10 protein-coding genes are annotated in these 15,150 nt (G+C 36.2%); 5 read left to right on the top strand and 5 right to left on the bottom strand.

Going from position 1 to position 15,150, the window contains the following annotated elements; translation table 11 throughout:
- Positions 1 to 14 precede the first annotated feature (14 nt).
- Both Aru01_RS03190 and Aru01_RS03195 read left to right on the top strand, forming a co-directional pair.
- Positions 15 to 2,387, top strand: a complete 2,373-nt coding sequence (locus tag Aru01_RS03190) for a DEAD/DEAH box helicase (RefSeq protein ID WP_016657770.1) — start codon at positions 15 to 17, stop codon at positions 2,385 to 2,387.
- Positions 2,388 to 3,074: 687 nt separating this feature from the next.
- Positions 3,075 to 4,613 carry an anti-phage dCTP deaminase gene (locus tag Aru01_RS03195; RefSeq protein ID WP_016657771.1) on the top strand — a complete coding sequence of 513 codons (1,539 nt, stop codon included), beginning with the start codon at positions 3,075 to 3,077 and terminating at the stop codon, positions 4,611 to 4,613.
- 415 nt (positions 4,614 to 5,028) lie between these two features.
- On the opposite strand, the gene Aru01_RS03200 is transcribed toward Aru01_RS03195, so the two are convergent.
- Positions 5,029 to 5,889 carry an ImmA/IrrE family metallo-endopeptidase gene (locus Aru01_RS03200; protein ID WP_040331424.1) on the bottom strand — a complete coding sequence of 287 codons (861 nt, stop codon included), beginning with the start codon at positions 5,887 to 5,889 and terminating at the stop codon, positions 5,029 to 5,031.
- Positions 5,882 to 6,217, bottom strand: coding sequence for a helix-turn-helix domain-containing protein (locus tag Aru01_RS03205; RefSeq protein WP_016657773.1), 336 nt, complete (start codon positions 6,215 to 6,217; stop codon positions 5,882 to 5,884). The genes Aru01_RS03200 and Aru01_RS03205 overlap by 8 nt, the downstream gene beginning before the upstream one ends.
- Positions 6,218 to 6,420: 203 nt before the next feature.
- Between Aru01_RS03205 and Aru01_RS03210 the strand changes: the two genes are divergently transcribed.
- Positions 6,421 to 6,600, top strand: coding sequence for a hypothetical protein (locus Aru01_RS03210; protein WP_016657774.1), 180 nt, complete (start codon positions 6,421 to 6,423; stop codon positions 6,598 to 6,600).
- 103 nt (positions 6,601 to 6,703) lie between these two features.
- Complete coding sequence (locus Aru01_RS03215) at positions 6,704 to 7,645, top strand: DUF8370 family protein (RefSeq protein WP_016657775.1); 942 nt, start codon at positions 6,704 to 6,706, stop codon at positions 7,643 to 7,645.
- A gap of 983 nt (positions 7,646 to 8,628) precedes the next feature.
- Here the strand turns inward: Aru01_RS03215 and Aru01_RS03220 are convergent.
- From Aru01_RS03220 to Aru01_RS03230, 3 genes are all read right to left on the bottom strand, one after another.
- Entirely contained in the window at positions 8,629 to 9,837 is a 1,209-nt protein-coding gene (locus Aru01_RS03220) for an IS256 family transposase (RefSeq protein ID WP_016657777.1), read from the bottom strand.
- Positions 9,838 to 11,079: 1,242 nt separating this feature from the next.
- Positions 11,080 to 13,011, bottom strand: coding sequence for a flavin monoamine oxidase family protein (locus tag Aru01_RS03225; protein ID WP_016657778.1), 1,932 nt, complete (start codon positions 13,009 to 13,011; stop codon positions 11,080 to 11,082).
- 108 nt (positions 13,012 to 13,119) lie between these two features.
- A complete protein-coding gene (locus Aru01_RS03230) occupies positions 13,120 to 14,154 on the bottom strand; it encodes a LacI family DNA-binding transcriptional regulator (RefSeq protein WP_016657779.1) in 1,035 nt (344 codons plus the stop codon).
- A gap of 215 nt (positions 14,155 to 14,369) precedes the next feature.
- On the opposite strand from Aru01_RS03230, the gene Aru01_RS03235 reads away from it, so the two are divergent.
- The coding region (locus Aru01_RS03235; protein ID WP_255209863.1) for a nitrilase family protein at positions 14,370 to 15,150 on the top strand (781 nt) is incomplete at its 3' end.

The following is a 15,150-nucleotide window of genomic DNA, read 5'->3' on the forward strand; positions in this document are numbered from 1 at the left end:
CAAGGAGCTTATTTATGTCTGAATCTCGTCAAATTACCATACCACCAACTCAATGTGTTCTTTATCCTATTACTTTAGGAACAGGTGAATTTATTTCTCGCGACCACCTTCCTGAAATACAAGGTAAGCGCATTTTACTACAGGCAGGAACTGGGGTCGGTAAAACTACGCTTATTATGGAAGGAGGTCTCAAGGAGCATCCTTTTATTATCCAAGTCATCCCTTCTGTGTTTAAAGTCAGAGAGCTAGAGGAGCAATATTCAAACCGACATAATGAGATTGGCTATTTGTTTTACTACGACAAAAAGGCACCGAATGAGGCGGACATACTCAATAAAGATCGCCACATCATCGTCTGTACTTTTGACAAACTTGAGACCGTTATTCCGATTCTGAGCAAAAAGCAATTGGCTTCAACCTTATTAGTGATCGATGAATGCCATAAAATGTATTCTGCTGGATCTTATCGCGATGAAGCGATTAACTCCATTGTGATGAACATTAAGCACGGTACATTTAAATCAGTGTTAGCACTGACTGCCACCTTTACCCCATCATGTTGGGATACGCTGGAATTACCGTTGGATACCATCTTCCAAGTCAAAAAAGATCGTACGAAAACAAAACGTTCAGTTGAAGTGATTTTGCTTAAAAAAGGCGACCAATATAGCTTTATCTCGCTGGTTGCAAAGCGTATTAAACTGCTGCAGCAACAAGGACTACGCAAAAAGATTATTATTCGCCTCAACCACAGAGAAAAATGTGAGCTACTTACCGCTGCCTTAGAGAAATACCATGGTGTCAAAACCTTGGTTGTCCATAGTAAGAATAAGAATAACCTAGAGGTCAAATCTCTATTTTCCCAGCAAAGCATCCCCTCTGATGTTGATGTCGTCTTTTGTACCTCAATCATGGATGAGGCGGTAAACATTAACAACCTAGAAGATGAAATCGATTCTGTTTTTGTCATTGGCAAAGATGCCCATCCAGAGGAACTTGTTCAATTCTTAGGACGCTTGAGAAAGACCAGCGTACCTTGCTTTGTTGTACTTCATACCGAGATAAGTGAAAACCATCTCATTGACATTGAAACCCTAAAAAAGAGCTATGAGGAGAAAAATCTTAATTTCATCCAAAAACTCAATCAGCTCTCAGAGTTACTCTCTACAATATTTGAGGACTTTAGCCTAGATATGTACAACGAGGGGCAACCCATTACCAGTCTCTATAAACGAATGGCCTTGCTTAATGAGACCTTTAATGAGCTTGCTGGGGCAAAATTATTTGCACTATTTAAGGGGGAGGTTTGCCGTAACTCAGCCAGTATTGCAGCCAACTATTATCGAAAAGATAAGGCCAATTGCTACGAAAACTTCTACTATCTCAAAGACCGTATCCGTACGCTTTTGCCTGATTGCACAGTGAAATATAGTGTTGATACTGAAACAATCACGCCAAGCTACCTCAAAGAGTTTATGGATGAGGAAAAAGAGGCGAATGATCAAGCTTATGATGCCAGCATTGAGACCGCCTTTGAAATCGTTCTCGCCAATTCACCTATGAGACAACTGTCATCAGTGGATGAATACCCTGATACTGCATCAGATCAACTCGAAGATGAGGATGATCATCTTGGACCTGTTCGACTCCGTGATTTCGGTACAGATATTCTTCAGCAGCAGGAACAGGACGAGTTATTCATTGATCGTTTGGTCTCAAAGTATGAGGTTAAGCATCATAAGATAACGACTGAGATTGTTTATCAAATTGCTGTATTAACCACCCTTATTGGTAATCTTCCTGATATTTATCAAATTATCAAGCAAAAGCAATTTACGCATGTAATCACTGTCGCTAAAGGCTATTCATCCAATATTGTTGTGCAATATTTAGTTAAGCGATTCTATCGTTACCATCCTGATAAATATTTCAATGATCAGTATAAATTAACGCCTAAAGCTGCCGCTGCACTGATACATAATGCCTATGAGAGCATCAATAAGGACAGCTCTATTCCTATGCGTACCATTGTTAAGCAAAAGCTCATCTCAGGCCTCAAAGTAGACTATAAAACCAAGAATGTTGAGATTGACCCAAGTAAGGCAGCGAACTTCATTGCCAAGTTCTTTGCGGTCAAGGATCGTAATGCCAAAAAGGCAGACAAACGCTATTTGGAGTTTTCAGGTATTGTTTACGGTGATTACCAGTACATTTCTATTGCATCCATCCAAAAACAATTTCGAGATATATCTGATGTGCTTGTACTCGGGGAGCGCACTTTTGATGCAACCACGGGTGAGTTTGTTTCTGGCCCCTCCTCTCCACTCACCAAAAGCTCAAGTCCCTTTTTTGGTGAAGTAGATGTCTTTGATGAGGATGACGAGTAGCCAATTATCAAAACTGCCTAGACATTCTGGGCAGTTTGTCTTTGTGCTTTTTGACTACAAGAATCACAGGCCAGCATTATTTTCACTTCACCCAAGCCCTTGCTCGACAGGTGTGTTGCGGACTCGCAATGTGCTTTGGCGAAGTCAAAAACTGAGGTGATGTGCTCAGGGGGAAAATTTGATCTTTGGGTGATTTTGGCTTTGCTGTTGGTCTTTCTTCTGCGTTTGCCATCTGTAGGGGGAGTTTTGCTTGAATTATTTTTTTTGCTGCGCTATGTCTTGGGCACAGCCATGATCACAAGGATCGACACGGATTCTTTTTCTCTCCCTCTCAATGTGGAGACCCCAGCAATGCCGTTTACTTAGGGGCATTTTGGGCCAATCTTACCGCAAACATGGTCTGTGATGGTGAGTATCATAAACCAGACATTTTTTATTGGTGAGAATATAGATACTTTGAATGGGTTCTAACATTTGCAGTTCTCATAAGAAATTTTATGTTAAATATTTTAATCATCCACATAGTGCACTAAAAATGGAATCTTCTTGGGGTTTTGCTCATTAAACTTAGCAAGTTAACTGTCCATTTTACGAAGGATAATACATATTATTTAATATGATCATGTTTTATTCTTTTTTAATTTCAATATTTTAATTATAATGTATGAAAAATAGAGGGTAGTGAATGTGGCTATAATTATTGATGATTTATTAAGACTTAATGATGATGGTTTAGAGGAAGTCATTATTGGGTTAGTAGGAGCAGTAGGTAGTAATTTATCTACTGTTCAAAATATTTTAAAAACTGAGTTAGAAGATACATTTGGTTTCCACACTTTTATTATAAAAATTTCAGAAGATATTCTAGCCAATCATCCTAATATTAAAGATGTTCCTAATTTTGATACATCAACAAAATTTAAAAGAATTCATTCTTTGATGGATCTTGGTAATAAGTTAAGAGACCTTCATGGTGAAGATTATATAGCTTTAGAAGTAACCCAGAAAATACATGAATTAAGAAAGTCTTATACAGGCTCTAAAAAGCGGGTTGCATATATTGTTAACTCTTTAAAACATGATGCTGAAGTCATTTCATTAAAGAAGCTATACAGTCATATTTTTTTTCAAATTTCTGTATTTGAATCAAAAGATAAAAGAAAGGAAACTCTGAATAATACTGTCGGTATGTCTATAGAAGAAGCCAACCTATTAATTAAAAGAGACGAAAAAGAAAGCGAAAAGTGGGGGCAAAGAACTAGTGTAGCATTTCCTCGCGCTGATTACTTCTTAAAATTAGATGAAAAATATAGTATTCATATTAAGAATGCTGTTATTAGATTTATCAAATTAATTTTAGGTAATCCTTATATAACACCAACATTTCCAGAATCTGCAATTTATATGGCTTTCATGAGTAGCTTAAGCTCAGCTGACTTATCTCGTCAGGTTGGCGCAGTTATTGCGAAAAATAAAAGTATTTTATCTACAGGTACTAACGATGTTCCTAAGTTTGGTGGAGGGTTATATACACCTGAATACATGGAAAGTGATGGAATGATAGTAGATGAAAATGAAGGAAGAGATTACAAATATAAAGGTGGTCAAGATTGCAATCATATTCAACGTAATCACTTAATTGAAGATATTTATGAATCTATAAATCAAAATCTAGAAGGCATTCTTTCAGAAAACATTCCTAGCCAAAAGCAGGTTTTATCAGATATTAAAAAAGTACTTGAAAACAGTGATATTAAAGATATTACAGAATATGGCCGAATGGTACATGCTGAAATGGATGCTATTTTAAATTGTGCTAGATCAAATAATTCCACGGAAGGTGCAACATTATACGTTACAACTTTCCCTTGCCATAATTGTGCAAAACATATTGTTGCTGCTGGAATCAAAGAGGTTATGTTCGTAGAGCCTTATCCAAAAAGTAAGGCTTTAGAGTTTCACGAAGATTCTATTTCTCTTAGTAAAGCTGAAAATAAATTAAGATTTAAGCCCTTCGTAGGAGTAGGGCCTAGAAATTTCATTAATTTTTTCTCATTAACTCTAGGGATCGGAAGAGAGCTAGAACGTAAAGACAATAAAGGTAAAAGTGTTGAAAATGAGTGGAATCCAAAAACAGCTCCACTAAGAATTAAAGGAAATCCTTCCTCCTATAGATATTATGAAAGACAAATAATTAGTAAATTGAAGGAAATTAAAGATAGCTAATTAATCCCCAATCGAGAGTAACCCAAAAATGGGAGCTTAAGCTTCCATTTTTAATGCAGCTTTTAAATAAGACTAAGAGTATTACCCTATCGCTAGGGGGAGTTTTGCTTATTATTATTTTTTGGCTGCGCTACGCCTTGGGCACAGCTATTTCTGCAAGGATCGATACGGATTCGGCTGCTCTCCCCCTCAGTGTGGAGACCCCAGCAATGCTGTTTACTTGGGGGCATTTGGGGCCAATCTTACCACAAACATAGTCTGTGATGGTGAGCATATAGACACTTTAAATGGGTTCTAACACTTGCTTTTCGCATAAGAGGTTTTATGTTAAATGGTGAATTTGATAGACGCTACAGCCCTCTATTACCCCACGAGCACAGCACATAGTGAGTACAGCAAGTTAGTAAAGTTATAGTTAATTGGGGTTTGAACAATACCAAAGCTCCTCATCATGAGGAAGTTTTAAAATAGTAATAATACGATCTAGGCTTTCAGTTAAAAGTTTATACTCTGTTAAATGACCATGAGGTGCTGCACCTTCAAACCAAATATTTGTTTGAACAAGAGAACCTTCTAAACAATTTGGGATTAAATGATTTGCACAGAGAGATTTTTCAGGAATTTGAATAGTTTTCCTTCTTGTTGGAAATATTGCTTTTGCCCGATATGCTCTTTTACTTGAATAAGACCATTTCATAAAACCATCAATAGAAATAATTGCTACCATATTTTCATCGGTTAATTCTAGCCATTTAATTAAAATGGCTTCCAATGAAACACCATATCGATTAGTGCAAAAACTGAGAAAATCGAAAGAAAAAACTTGTTGATTTGTAATTTCTCTAAAATCTCGAATAGGTACAAGTAGATTAGAAGCAAATAGGTTTGCCTGATCTTCTATGTTGATTTGATTATCATCAAATTCTCGAATAATGTGTTCTGAACACATGAAATCTTCTTGTTGATTTCTATGGAGAACATAATGTCCAATTTCATGAGCTTGGGTAAAACGAATCCTTTCTTTTGAAGGGATTGTATTATTATAAAGTAGTGTCCAACTATTATTATTATTTTTAAAAAGGGCACCCTCAAATCGATCAACATCCGCAGATTCGACTTGGGATATAGGATCACTCCAGTTAAAAAGCGCATGTATATTTTTTGCCAAAAAATCTAGGTCAACTGGAAATCTTTCACTTGAATGAGGATAAATAGTATCAAGCATTTTATTTATCTTCGTTGTTGCTTTATTGGGAGTCCAGATTATGTCAGTCATTTTTATTACCCGTTTGCTTCAAAACATTCATAATATCCCTCAGCTGAGCTTTTTGACTCGACTCTAAATTTTTATAGTTTCTAAAAAAAGAATTATCGTTATCAATTTCTGTAGGTTCACGATCATCTTTTTCTAAAAGAAAATCCGTTGTAACTTCAAGATGTTCTGCAATTTGAGCCAATATCTCAGCGGATGGCTTCTTTGCATCATTGTTTTCAAGTTCCCACAAATAGCTTTTGCTAATGTGTGCTTTTTTTGCAAGGCCTTCTAAAGTCAAATTTTTGCCTTTTCTTAGTTTTTTAATTTTATCTCCAAGTATGGTTGACATGTTGAGTACTCCTTAAAGCATATTTTTCATGATAAAAAATTTTACCATATAAAAGTTCGCTACAGATGTATTTATTGCTTGACAATAGTGCTATATAAGGTTAATTTTTATTCCAAGTTCGCTATAGAAGTATTTTTTTTACTTTTCTTAAGGGCGAATCTTATTTATTGGATACCTCCGTCTGCATAGTAAAGGAGCAAGACATGGCTACAAATACTGGTAATGATTACCGCATTGGTTCTGTCAAAGATAGGACTCAACTTAAACATCCCAAAAATCCAGATTACTCGATTAAAAGAGATACAGGTAATGGGCAATTCATGAACGTTAAGGAAGGTGATTTCAAGGGCGTAGCTCACGAAAAAGATCGTCGACGGAAGTGAGTGGTCAGAGCTTTTACACCAAAATCCAAGCTACTTTTGGAAAATCACAGGTGTAAAAGCTATTTAATTATGGCTAATTTAAATTTATGTGGAGTAATGGGTAATGAATTTTTTATATTCTTCATACAGGTTAGATTATAAAAATCCAGAGTGTAATTTTTTAAATATAAACCTTGATGAAGACACTCGTTTATTTGTTGATGCCTATGCGATGTCAAGGTCATCAAATCAGTATATGCTGTCAGGGCATAAAACTTTACGAATATTTATGTCTGAAACGTTATTAGGATTAAAAGATTATATTCAAGATCAAGCAAGTATTAACAGTTTGTGGGAGCCAAAGTGCTTCGCTGAACCTAAAGGTACTGGTATTGGACTGGCTAAAAATGGGCATAAAGGTAGAGGAAGCCATGATGTTAAATGTCAGCAGATTATTACCGCATTAAGGCATTCAAAAGCTGTAGAAACAGGTGATTTAGAGGATTTAGAAGAATTGCTGCTGGTTGTTGAAGGAATTGGTTCAGATACCATATCTGATATTACGATTAATATCGCCAAAAAACATTTTATTGAATATACACAAGAAAAGTGTCGAAAATTGAATATTCCAATGGTTGTAACGAAGGAAAAAATCAGATATTTCTGTAGTGTAGACAAAAAATGGAAAAGCGATACATTCGAGTTACCACACTTAGATGTAGGGGTAAATAAAACTTCAAGTTACTTAATTTTTATTCCAAATGAAATTCTTGAAAAAAATATGGCTTATGGGTGTAATTATTTTTACACAAATATTGCAACCCCCATTTATGTTGACCAAGTTCTTCGGGCTGGATCATCTTTCATTTACTCACTGAAAGATGGGAGTAAAAGAGTTAATAAAAGGGAAATGCGTAAGGAAGATAAATATAAAGGTGGTAAGAAAAGAATGGATGGTTTTATCTCAGACAATCCAAAATCTCTTAAAGAATACAGAGAGTCTGTGGCCGATAAACGGTATAAGCGAAATCAAGACAAGAAAAATCCTAAAAAAGATGATTCATAGTAATTTTAAAACGTATTCATACTAGGATTAATTTCTTTAATTTAATTCTAATATGAATACGTTTTGTTCGAACCCATTATGTTAAATAAAAATATTTTTATTTTTCTGATAACCCTTTTATTTTTGAGTCAAAAACATGGAACAAAATCATCAACATGAAAAAGATGTAGCAGTCACTAGTTTGTTACATGCTTTCGTATCATTGGGAGTTCTAATGCTATGTATAGGTTTTCTCTTAAGAACCTTATTCTTATTTAAATATAGTCAATATGTTTGGTGGGAAATTTCAATTTATTTATTGAGTGGAATGATCGCCTTAATACCATTAGTTTTCCTGACTCTGTATTCCATTAAATCTATATCAAGGCTCTATCTAGAACCATTAGCTTTAAAAGTACATTGGTTTTATATTGGGATACTCACTATTGCAGGGGCATCGATGGTTCTAGTTTTTCCTGCATTTAACTTTTTAAATTCGAGCTTAAATTAGTTAATTATTTTAAAATTAACATAATAGTGCTTATGCGAAATCAGTTGTATTATATGTGTTAAATCAAGAGCTTAAGCTGTTATGAAAAGTCCTGACCTACCGATCAGGGCTTTTTTATACATTTTTCACGTTTCACGCCTACTATTTAGCCAAAGTTCCACAACGTTGATTAGTTAAACTTCATTTTTCTATCTGCCTAGTAGTTCTGGGCAGTTTGTCTTTGTATTTTTAGGCTATGAGAATCACAGACCAGCATTATTTTCACTTCACCCAAGCCCATGCTCGACAGATGTGTTGCGGACTCGCAATGTGCTTTGGCGAGGTGTAAAACTGAGGAGGAGTGAAATTTGATCTTTGGGTGATTTTGGCTTTGTTGTTGACTTTTCTTCTGCGTTTATCATTTGCAGGTGGAACTTTGCTTATATTATTTTCTGGACTGGTCTATTATTTTGACCAAGTAGGGCCTGTAACTTATTTTGTGTAAATTTCATTTCTACAAATGATCCTTTAATCGATCATCAAAGTGAATCGTAAACCAATTCATTACCAAGCGCCAGTTTTGAATTGGCATTGTCCATTTTTTAGCTGCATTTGCTGTAGCTAGATAAATAACTTTCTTGGCTGAATCATCCGAAGAGAAAATTTTTCTCTTTTTCGTTGAATGGCGAATTACGCTATTCAATGATTCAATTGCATTTGTTGTATAAATTGCATGCCGTATTTCAGCAGGATAGCTAAATAACGTTCGGATGTTTTCCCAGTTTGCTCGCCATGATTCCCCAATCTTTGGATATTGATGATTCCACTGATCACAAAAAATATCGAGAGACTTAATGGCATTCTCTTCTGTACTGGCTTGATAAATTGCTTTTAAACCAGCTGTAACGGCTTTATAGTCCTTCCAACTAACAAACCGTAAACTGTTTCGCACAACATGTACAATACATAATTGAATATCTGTATGGGGATAAACGGATGCAATTGCCTCGGGAAAACCTTTTAATCCATCAACACAAGTAACCAAGATATCTTGTACTCCACGGTTTTTAAGTTCGGTTAAAACTGATAACCAAAATTTAGCTCCTTCTGTTTGTGAAATCCACATCCCTAATAGCTCTTTTTGACCATCCATATTAATGCCTAAAGCAAGATAAACAGACTTATTAATTACGTTTGAATGCTGTCGAACTTTAACAACAAGACAATCGAGATAAACTACAGGATAAAGACTATCTAGTGCCCTGTTTTGCCACTCAGTAACTTGTTCAATTACTGCATCAGTGACCTTACTAACTAATGAAGCTGATACATCAGCATCATAGGTATCCTTAAAGAATGAAGATATTTCTCTATTCGTCATCCCTTTTGCATACAGCGAAAGAATTTGATCATCCATGCTAGCAATACGTGTCTGATTTTTCTTAATAATTTGTGGCTCAAATGAACCTTCTCGATCTCTAGGAATATCAAGTGCAAGCTGTCCATCTTGAGTCTTAATAGTCTTAGAACTAAAACCATTTCGGCTATTTGTACCTTTCTTAACCTGATGCTTTTCATATCCGAGATGTTCAGTTAGTTCAGTGTTAAGTGCTGTTTCAATCATAAACTTCTTAAATACTGCTGCCATCTGGTTTAAATCCTCAGGAGTTTTTAAACCTTTCGCTAATTCAGTAGCCATACTTTTTAATGTTGCTTCATCCATGTGAAGTACCTTTGGTAGTTGTCCTCTGCAGGATAAATTAAAATTAACCACTTACACAAAATTTAGAACAGTCCCCCTAGAAAACCTAGAAAAAGCATTTTGCAAGGATCGACATGGATTCGATTGCTTTCCCCCTCAGTACAGGAGACCCCAGCAATGCTGTTTACTTAGGGGTATTTTGAGCCAATCTCGCCACAAGCGTGGCCTGTGATGCTTACTCTTACTTTTGCTAAAATCCGCCACTCGGGTACTGCATTTATGTGACTCAGGTACTCATCGAATCTCGCACTTTGGGGTATGACTCGCTAAGGTCCTTTGTGGTCCCCGACAAAAGTGTTACTTTTCTTCCAGTTACGCTTTACGGTCCATCAAAACTCTATCTGTGAAACGAGGTCCAAACATGGTCCATCACCAGACATAAGGGCTTATCTTTCTTCGACTTAGGCATTTGTAAAAAAGATGGAAATTGGCAGACAGCACTAGCCTCTTCCTTAAAAAACAACCGCTTATGTTTTTGGTTAGGGTACCGTTATGTTTATTGGGTTTCCCACTTCACAATCAACACAACACATTGTTTTTTATTAATATTTTATAGATACTCCCTCCTACTTGTAATCAGTAGGTCCACAGTTCGAATCCGTGTGTCGGCACCATTATTAAACCTCGTAAGTCTAAGATTTATGAGGTTTTTTATTACCTAGTGTTTTTCGAGCTATGCTGTTTCTTGGTCCGTCGTGTGGTCCATAGCTTCGATAGTCTGATGGTCTAGGTCTCACCATATCCTCTCACCCGTCCCTACTTTCCCTCACTCCTAGACATTTTCAAGCACGCCACTTTCCAGTCGGGCTACGCTAGAGATGCTTCTTAAGGTATCCCATCGAGACGTATGGCGAGTGGAAAATGGAAAGCTTGGATGATTTTGCATATTTGCTTTATAACCATGTTGCAGTTTGATCCATTTTTTTCAATCGAAAAACTCTTGCTTTGTTTATTAATTAGATAACCACTCATACTTATCTACAGCATTCGATTAAACATATTTTTGAATTATTTAGTCGGCTAAACAATCATAGATAAAATCTATCTCTTCTGTTAATTCAATAAAAACAGGGAAACCATTGTGACTCCCCTGCTTCGACTTCCATGACAATAATATTATTTAACCACTCACCAGTATGCGTAATACTGCATCTGATGCTGTGAAGCTTTAGACCTCTATATATGAGTGCATCTCAAAAGTCATTAAACTTTGTAATGAGGATAGTCACTCATTGAAAAGTTACCATTAAAATCTGCATGAGTATTATGACAAATATTAATTACGGTATCGATAGCTCCTCGTAAACAGGGCTCTGTCCATCCCGCATCTACTGAAAAGGATTCGCCTGCCAAATATAAGCCCGATATAGGAGATGTCTTTCTATTGTATTCTAATAGTTTCATCGCCGCAGAATAACACCCAGCCCGATATAGTTTTGCACACCCTAAAGAATCCGGCTCAGTAATCCAACGCCTAACTTCTGCAGCGTGAATATCTAAATAAGGTGATATTTTCTGAGCAATATTGCTTGAACGCAATAAGATACGATCCAACTCATCAATGCACATTTTCACAACCTTATCTTCACTAAATGATGCAAGCTTGGTTGCATCATCCTCCCAAGTGTAACTCAATAAAATACACGGTGTTTTATAATCACCAATACCATATTCATATGCATATACATCATGTACAAATGAATCTGTTACCAAAATCTGTGGGATTCTATTATTAACATCAGTAAAAAACGATTTATCAATTGGACAGTAGATCTTTTGGCTAGTTTCCCAATGCGCTGTTTTGTATGCACGCACAATATCTAAAGGCAATTCATTATTAGAAAAGTTCTCGAAACGCATCTCGACTTCCATCAACCACGAAGGCACGGTAACAATAACTGAATCAAATAACTCTGTTCGAGAGACATTATCAAAATGAACGGTAAATCCAGAATGATTTTTAATCACACGTCGCACTTTAGTACTGGTGTGGAGATTACTTTTATTGGGCTGCAAACAAAGATCATAGGGTGAAGTTTGAGTGTTTTCTAAAGGAAGAAAAAGCATGCATTCATCTAATGATCTGATCCCTCTATATTTAGGTGAAAGGAAAGGCGCTCCCCCAGAATCAGGAACAGTCGTTCTATCGACATAAGGGCCAGGATTAAAAGAACCGTCATTGTTATATCTACCAGGTATTAACTGAAGTTTACTGCCGAAACCAAAGATCGCAGTACGTATTGGATACAACGTACACACGTCATAAAATGCTCCCCAACTACCATCACCAAAACCAATTGAATAAAAGATATTAGATTCATCCTCTGTAAGACCCAGTCCACCGAAATCTCCAGGGTTAGACGAATCCCACTGATCAATCGCCTCAAGCTGTACAAATTGTCTAAATGGAATATCTTTATAACGCTCAACTATTGCATCCCAAATATCCTCCCATTCAGAAGATGCATACTCTACACTCACCACATCAATCATTAATTTTTCAAAATGCTTCCATTTATTAAAGACATCTTGGATTCTGTTTGTTGGTGGAGGTGTATTACCATTTGAATTATCCCAAATCAGCATTTTAGGATTGTTACCACCATCAACTAATCCTTCTTCAAGATAAATTCCTGTCGATTTAACCCACGGTGTACCAGGGTTAGGAAACTCTTCAGTATAGAGTTTAAAAATCGAAGCATAATACGCCAGCAAAGATTCACCGTCTAAAGGGCTCTCGTCATCAGCATTAAAAAAAGGCATGCGCATTGCACCCATTTCAAATGGTGCATATTCACAATTGTTTGAATTGTTATTTATCGATGTAATTGTATCGTGTCTGCCACCAATCTGATGGCGCGCCTCATAAATATGGACATTGTTAAAGCCACATCGATTGAGCTCTCTGAGGATGGTTAATCCAGTAATTCCCGCTCCAATAATACAAATTTTATGGTTAGGATCACGAGCTGTTGCGATGCCGCCAGTTTGACTAACGAGTTTTCTATAATTAAAAGATAAGTCAGGAGGACTAGGATAACGTCCTGACCACTCCGATGCTCGATCTAATGCTCTGGTTAATTTTAAACTCGTCGCTTTTTGTGCTGGATAATCATAAGAACTTCCAATGGTCATAATACTGTCCTCCTGACAATAGAATTTAACCGATCAGATATTAACCATATCACACAAAAAAATAATAAAATATGGATTATATTTTTATTATTTAATACATTAAATACACTATTTAAGGCATTTTAATGTGCTATCTCGACATATTAAGGTTGGTTTTAAATTAATAGTTTCAACTTTCTGTCCTTTAATTTTTTTTATCAATAATTCCATCGCTAAAGAACCCATTTTTTGCATTGGTGAGCTGATTGACGTTAGTGATATTGGTAAATGTTCTGCTAGATCGATATTATTAAAACCAACAATGGCTAAATCTTTACCTGGTTGAATACCCATGGATACAGCAGCTCCCATTAAGCCTATAGCAAGAAAATCATTAACTGCAAATATTGCAGTTGGACGGTCTTTATGTGCCAATATTGATAATCCTGCTTGATAACCTGATTTCACATCAAACTCTGAACTTATAATATATTTGTCTGATATTTTAATACCCAATGAAAAGCATTTATCATAAAATCCTTTGCTTCGTAAAATACCTGTACTGGCATAAGGCTGACCAGAAATAATACCAAAGTTGGTATGACCTAATTCAATCAAATGTTGAGCTGCTAACTCTCCTCCTAAATAATCATCACAAGTAACTGAGACAAATTCTTCAGCTCTGCGACTTACCAGTATGAAAGGTATTTGCTTTTCAGTGAGCTCATATAAAAATTTATTAGAATAATGTGGACTTGCATATGCATCGGCAATGATTAAACCATCAACCTTTCGAGACAAAGCCATATTTCCCAATATTCTTTGATTCTCTTGAAGATCGTGAGTATTCGAAACAAAAGTGAAATAATCATTTTGAGTTGCAGCTAAATCAATTCCTTCATAAATATTCGCAAGCACAATATCCGAGAGTTTTGGGACCAACACTCCAACCACGTTGGTTTTCTGACTTTTAAGGCTTTTAGCGATGGTATTAGGCTGATAATTTAAATCACTTGCGAATTGTCTAATTCTTTTTATTGTTTCAGGAGATGCTGCCTGAGCTGCGTTTTCACCAGTACCATTGAGCACTCTCGACACTGTTGAAACATGTAGTCCAAGTTGATTGGATATGTATTTTAAATTTACTTTTTTAGAACTGCTCATACATCTCTACCCTTTTTAAAAAATGATTTTAGCCTAAAAAAACAATGTATTAATTAATAATTAATGATCTATGTTCTTATTATTCTCTAAATTTAATCATCTTGACACTCCTCTTATATATCGCTATTTTTATTAACCCAAACGTTTGGGTAAGACACATATCAAGATTAAAAAAAATTTTAGTTAAAAAAATAGCGTGTATTGGAGAAATTTACATGGACATGGATGAAAACCCAGTTAGCCCTATCAAAGTTGCAGTTTTGCAATTTGACCCACAAGTTGGCACAGAAAATAGAGAGAGAAATCTGAGACACGGATTAAGCTTGGCTCAAGAGGCAGTCAATCATGGTGCTAACTTAATTGTGATGCCTGAACTGGCAAATACTGGATATTTATTTACTCACCGTAATGAGGCTTTTGATCATTCAGAAGAGATTCCTAATGGGCCAAGCACCCAAGTATGGCAAGCCTTTGCTCAAAAGAATTCAATCTATCTAGTCGCTGGAATTTCTGAGCGTGACGGTTTCAAACTCTATGATTCGTCGGTGCTCATCGGTCCCGATGGTTTTATTGGAAAATATCGTAAGACTCATCTATGGAATTTAGAAAAACTATGGTTTTCGCCTGGAGACATGGGCTATCCAGTCTTTGAAACACCCATTGGGCGAATTGGGATGATGATTTGCTGGGATGTTTGGTTTCCAGAAGTACCTAGAATTTTGGCTCAGCAAGGGGCCGATATCATTTGTAGTGTAAACAATTGGGTCTGGACTCCTCCTCCACTATTTGATGAAAGTGGAAAATGTATGGCCTCTTATCTGACGATTACAGCATCACATGTCAACAATGTTTATATCGCTGCAGCCAATCGTGTTGGTGTAGATCGAGGTGAGCGTTTCTTAGGATGCTCTTTAATTACGGGTACAAACGGTTGGCCAATTGCTGGCGTAGCCGACTCTGAAAAAGAAATGATTTTATATGCAGATATCGATTTAA

The sequence above is a fragment of the Acinetobacter rudis genome (genome assembly GCF_000829675.1).
GTDB lineage: Bacteria > Pseudomonadota > Gammaproteobacteria > Pseudomonadales > Moraxellaceae > Acinetobacter > Acinetobacter rudis.

Excerpts from the sequence above, each read along its gene's own strand:
- Aru01_RS03210 (WP_016657774.1), top strand. The coding sequence starts at position 6,421 with ATGGCTACAAATACTGGTAATGATTACCGCATTGGTTCTGTCAAAGAT.
- Aru01_RS03190 (WP_016657770.1), top strand. The coding sequence starts at position 15 with ATGTCTGAATCTCGTCAAATTACCATACCACCAACTCAATGTGTTCTT.
- Aru01_RS03220 (WP_016657777.1), bottom strand. The coding sequence starts at position 9,837 with ATGGATGAAGCAACATTAAAAAGTATGGCTACTGAATTAGCGAAAGGT.
- Aru01_RS03205 (WP_016657773.1), bottom strand. The coding sequence starts at position 6,217 with ATGTCAACCATACTTGGAGATAAAATTAAAAAACTAAGAAAAGGCAAA.
- Aru01_RS03215 (WP_016657775.1), top strand. The coding sequence starts at position 6,704 with ATGAATTTTTTATATTCTTCATACAGGTTAGATTATAAAAATCCAGAG.
- Aru01_RS03230 (WP_016657779.1), bottom strand. The coding sequence starts at position 14,154 with ATGAGCAGTTCTAAAAAAGTAAATTTAAAATACATATCCAATCAACTT.
- Aru01_RS03200 (WP_040331424.1), bottom strand. The coding sequence starts at position 5,889 with ATGACTGACATAATCTGGACTCCCAATAAAGCAACAACGAAGATAAAT.
- Aru01_RS03225 (WP_016657778.1), bottom strand. The coding sequence starts at position 13,011 with ATGACCATTGGAAGTTCTTATGATTATCCAGCACAAAAAGCGACGAGT.